The sequence below is a fragment of the Vibrio tetraodonis genome (assembly GCF_003350295.1).
Taxonomy (GTDB): Bacteria; Pseudomonadota; Gammaproteobacteria; order Enterobacterales; family Vibrionaceae; genus Vibrio; species Vibrio tetraodonis.
Window position 1 is genome coordinate 1 of record NZ_QLYY01000002.1, and the last position, 4,772, is coordinate 4,772.

Sequence of the window (4,772 nt, forward strand, 5' to 3'; positions counted from 1 at the left end):
AAGTGCGTCGTAGTCCGGATTGGAGTCTGCAACTCGACTCCATGAAGTCGGAATCGCTAGTAATCGTGGATCAGAATGCCACGGTGAATACGTTCCCGGGCCTTGTACACACCGCCCGTCACACCATGGGAGTGGGCTGCAAAAGAAGTGGGTAGTTTAACCTTCGGGGGGACGCTCACCACTTTGTGGTTCATGACTGGGGTGAAGTCGTAACAAGGTAGCGCTAGGGGAACCTGGCGCTGGATCACCTCCTTATACGATGATTATTGAGACAAGTGTCCACACAGATTGATGGTTTATGTAGTTTAAGAGAAAGAAGATATCCCAATATCTTCGAYTTAGTGTCCCGTTCGTCTAGAGGCCTAGGACACCGCCCTTTCACGGCGGTAACAGGGGTTCGACTCCCCTACGGGATACCATTGGGTCGTTAGCTCAGTTGGTAGAGCAGTTGACTTTTAATCAATTGGTCGCAGGTTCGAATCCTGCACGACCCACCATTCTTCTCCACGAAGAATAAAAACTTATGTGGGCGATTAGCTCAGTTGGGAGAGCACCTGCCTTACAAGCAGGGGGTCACTGGTTCGAGCCCGGTATCGCCCACCATTCTCTAAGTATTTTTGGTTGTTTTATCCAAACCACTTCAGTAAGCGTATGTGGTTAGATAAACGACGCCGAGAATCTTTAGATAATGTGCTTCCCTTTGGGAAAACATAGCTCTTTAACAATTTGGAAAGCTGACAAAACAATCTTGATTCCTTGTGAATAGGATTGTTTGTAAAGTTCTCAATGTTTATCGAAAGATAAACACCAATAAACACATTCAAGTGTTCTTGGAAACAACACCTTAGTGTGTTGTTTATATTTGAGTCCGGCAAAATCGAGTCTGCATCATGTTTAAATAATTGCAGACAACTTTGGTTGTTTAATCTAAGACCCTTTGGGGTTGTATGGTTAAGTGACTAAGCGTACACGGTGGATGCCTTGGCAGTCAGAGGCGATGAAGGACGTATTAACTTGCGATAAGCCCAGATTAGGTAGTAAAAACCATTTGAGTCTGGGATTTCCGAATGGGGAAACCCAACTGCATAAGCAGTTACTGTTAACTGAATACATAGGTTAACAGAGCGAACCGGGGGAACTGAAACATCTAAGTACCCCGAGGAAAAGAAATCAACCGAGATTCCGAAAGTAGCGGCGAGCGAAATTGGATTAGCCCTTAAGCTTTACACGCGTTAGACRAACGGTCTGGAAAGTCCGACGATACAGGGTGATAGTCCCGTAGTTGACGACGYGTGTTCAGTGAAATCGAGTAGGGCGGGACACGTGATATCCTGTCTGAATATGGGGGGACCATCCTCCAAGGCTAAATACTACTGACTGACCGATAGTGAACCAGTACCGTGAGGGAAAGGCGAAAAGAACCCCTGTGAGGGGAGTGAAATAGAACCTGAAACCGTGTACGTACAAGCAGTAGGAGCAGGCTTGTCCTGTGACTGCGTACCTTTTGTATAATGGGTCAGCGACTTATATTCAGTAGCAAGGTTAACCATCTAGGGGAGCCGTAGAGAAATCGAGTCTTAACTGGGCGTCGAGTTGCTGGATATAGACCCGAAACCAGGTGATCTAGCCATGGGCAGGTTGAAGGTTGAGTAACATCAACTGGAGGACCGAACCGACTAATGTTGAAAAATTAGCGGATGACTTGTGGCTAGGGGTGAAAGGCCAATCAAACCTGGAGATAGCTGGTTCTCCCCGAAATCTATTTAGGTAGAGCCTCGGACGAATACTACTGGGGGTAGAGCACTGTTAAGGCTAGGGGGTCATCCCGACTTACCAACCCTTTGCAAACTCCGAATACCAGTAAGTACTATCCGGGAGACACACGGCGGGTGCTAACGTCCGTCGTGGAGAGGGAAACAACCCAGACCGCCAGCTAAGGTCCCAAATTACAGCTAAGTGGGAAACGATGTGGGAAGGCTTAGACAGCTAGGATGTTGGCTTAGAAGCAGCCATCATTTAAAGAAAGCGTAATAGCTCACTAGTCGAGTCGGCCTGCGCGGAAGATGTAACGGGGCTAAGCTGTAAACCGAAGCTGCGGCAATGCATTTTATGTATTGGGTAGGGGAGCGTTCTGTAAGCCGTTGAAGGTGTGTTGTAAAGCATGCTGGAGGTATCAGAAGTGCGAATGCTGACATGAGTAACGATAAAGGGGGTGAAAAACCTCCTCGCCGGAAGACCAAGGGTTCCTGTCCAACGTTAATCGGGGCAGGGTAAGTCGACCCCTAAGGCGAGGCCGAAAGGCGTAGTCGATGGGAAACGGGTTAATATTCCCGTACTTCTTACAATTGCGATGGGGGGACGGAGAAGGCTAGGTGGGCCTGGCGACGGTTGTCCAGGTTCAAGTGCGTAGGCTTGAGAGTTAGGTAAATCCGGCTCTCTATAAGGCTGAGACACGATGTCGAGCTACTACGGTAGTGAAGTCATTGATGCCATGCTTCCAGGAAAAGCCTCTAAGCTTCAGATTGTAAGGAATCGTACCCCAAACCGACACAGGTGGTCGGGTAGAGAATACCAAGGCGCTTGAGAGAACTCGGGTGAAGGAACTAGGCAAAATGGTACCGTAACTTCGGGAGAAGGTACGCTCTTGTCGGTGAAGTCCCTCGCGGATGGAGCTAATGAGAGTCGCAGATACCAGGTGGCTGCAACTGTTTATTAAAAACACAGCACTGTGCAAAATCGTAAGATGACGTATACGGTGTGACGCCTGCCCGGTGCCGGAAGGTTAATTGATGGGGTTAGACTTCGGTCGACGCTCTTGATCGAAGCCCCGGTAAACGGCGGCCGTAACTATAACGGTCCTAAGGTAGCGAAATTCCTTGTCGGGTAAGTTCCGACCTGCACGAATGGCGTAATGATGGCCACGCTGTCTCCACCCGAGACTCAGTGAAATTGAAATCGCTGTGAAGATGCAGTGTACCCGCGGCTAGACGGAAAGACCCCGTGAACCTTTACTACAGCTTGGCACTGAACATTGAGCCTACATGTGTAGGATAGGTGGGAGGCTTTGAAGTGTGCACGCYAGTGTGCATGGAGCCATCCTTGAAATACCACCCTTGTATGTTTGATGTTCTAACTTAGACCCATTATCTGGGTTGAGGACAGTGCCTGGTGGGTAGTTTGACTGGGGCGGTCTCCTCCCAAAGAGTAACGGAGGAGCACGAAGGTGGGCTAATCACGGTTGGACATCGTGAGGTTAGTGCAATGGCATAAGCCCGCTTGACTGCGAGAATGACAATTCGAGCAGGTGCGAAAGCAGGTCATAGTGATCCGGTGGTTCTGTATGGAAGGGCCATCGCTCAACGGATAAAAGGTACTCCGGGGATAACAGGCTGATACCGCCCAAGAGTTCATATCGACGGCGGTGTTTGGCACCTCGATGTCGGCTCATCACATCCTGGGGCTGAAGTCGGTCCCAAGGGTATGGCTGTTCGCCATTTAAAGTGGTACGCGAGCTGGGTTTAGAACGTCGTGAGACAGTTCGGTCCCTATCTGCCGTGGGCGTTGGAAGATTGAAGGGGGCTGCTCCTAGTACGAGAGGACCGGAGTGGACGAACCTCTGGTGTTCGGGTTGTGTCGCCAGACGCATTGCCCGGTAGCTAAGTTCGGAATCGATAACCGCTGAAAGCATCTAAGCGGGAAGCGAGCCCTAAGATGAGTCTTCCCTGACCCCTTGAGGGTCCTAAAGGGTTGTTCGAGACTAGAACGTTGATAGGCAGGGTGTGTAAGCGTTGTGAGGCGTTGAGCTAACCTGTACTAATTGCCCGTGAGGCTTAACCATACAACACCCAAAGGGTTTTGTTGTGGACTCAACTAGAACATTGAATGTGTAAGAACGAAGAAACAGCTTTCCGAATTAACAAATTTTGCTTGGCGACCATAGCGTTGTGGACCCACCTGATTCCATGCCGAACTCAGTAGTGAAACGCAATAGCGCCGATGGTAGTGTGGGGCTTCCCCATGTGAGAGTAGGACATCGCCAGGCTTCTATTTATTTTCATTTTTTAGAAAAATGAAAAAATAGCGGCTTTGTCTATTTGCTAGACAGGTCACCATAAAGTTCTAAGAAAGTGTAGAGTTTTATGTTGACTTCAATAGTCATTCGCGTATTATACGCGTCCTGCTTAAGTGCTAAGGCATTGAAAGCAACGCTCTTTAACAAACTAAACCTATCAATCTGTGTGGGCACTCGTTGATGATAATCCAAATAGTTTCTTAGGAAACAATTTAGGTTTCAATGATACGAAGTGACCATTCGAATTGGGAAGCAGCCTTGAGCTGTTTTGTTTTACTTTTTCAAAAGTGAAAACCAATAAGAGCACAGTCAATTCAAACATTACTTATGCTATTTATTTAGCAAAGCAATGTTCAGTATTCATTGAGCCTCCCCTATTTATTTAGGGAATCAAAACTTTAAATTGAAGAGTTTGATCATGGCTCAGATTGAACGCTGGCGGCAGGCCTAACACATGCAAGTCGAGCGGAAACGAGYTATCTGACCCTTCGGGTGACGATAACGGCGTCGAGCGGCGGACGGGTGAGTAATGCCTGGGAAATTGCCCTGATGTGGGGGATAACCATTGGAAACGATGGCTAATACCGCATAATAGCTTCGGCTCAAAGAGGGGGACCTTCGGGCCTCTCGCGTCAGGATATGCCCAGGTGGGATTAGCTAGTTGGTGAGGTAAGGGCTCACCAAGGCGACGATCCCTAGC

3 tRNA genes and 4 rRNA genes are annotated in these 4,772 nt (G+C 48.6%); all 7 read left to right on the plus strand.

Going from position 1 to position 4,772, the window contains the following annotated elements:
- Positions 1-255, plus strand: a 16S ribosomal RNA gene (locus DPF90_RS00050); the annotation flags it as partial.
- An 88-nt stretch (positions 256-343) separates the two neighbouring features.
- Positions 344-419, plus strand: a tRNA-Glu gene (locus tag DPF90_RS00055).
- Between the two features lie 2 nt (positions 420-421).
- Positions 422-497, plus strand: a tRNA-Lys gene (locus tag DPF90_RS00060).
- 30 nt (positions 498-527) lie between these two features.
- Positions 528-603: transfer RNA gene (locus tag DPF90_RS00065), tRNA-Val, on the plus strand.
- A 346-nt stretch (positions 604-949) separates the two neighbouring features.
- Positions 950-3,838, plus strand: a 23S ribosomal RNA gene (locus DPF90_RS00070).
- Positions 3,839-3,926: 88 nt separating this feature from the next.
- Positions 3,927-4,042: ribosomal RNA gene (gene rrf / locus DPF90_RS00075) — 5S ribosomal RNA — on the plus strand.
- A 430-nt stretch (positions 4,043-4,472) separates the two neighbouring features.
- Positions 4,473-4,772 (plus strand): 16S ribosomal RNA (locus DPF90_RS00080); the annotation flags it as partial.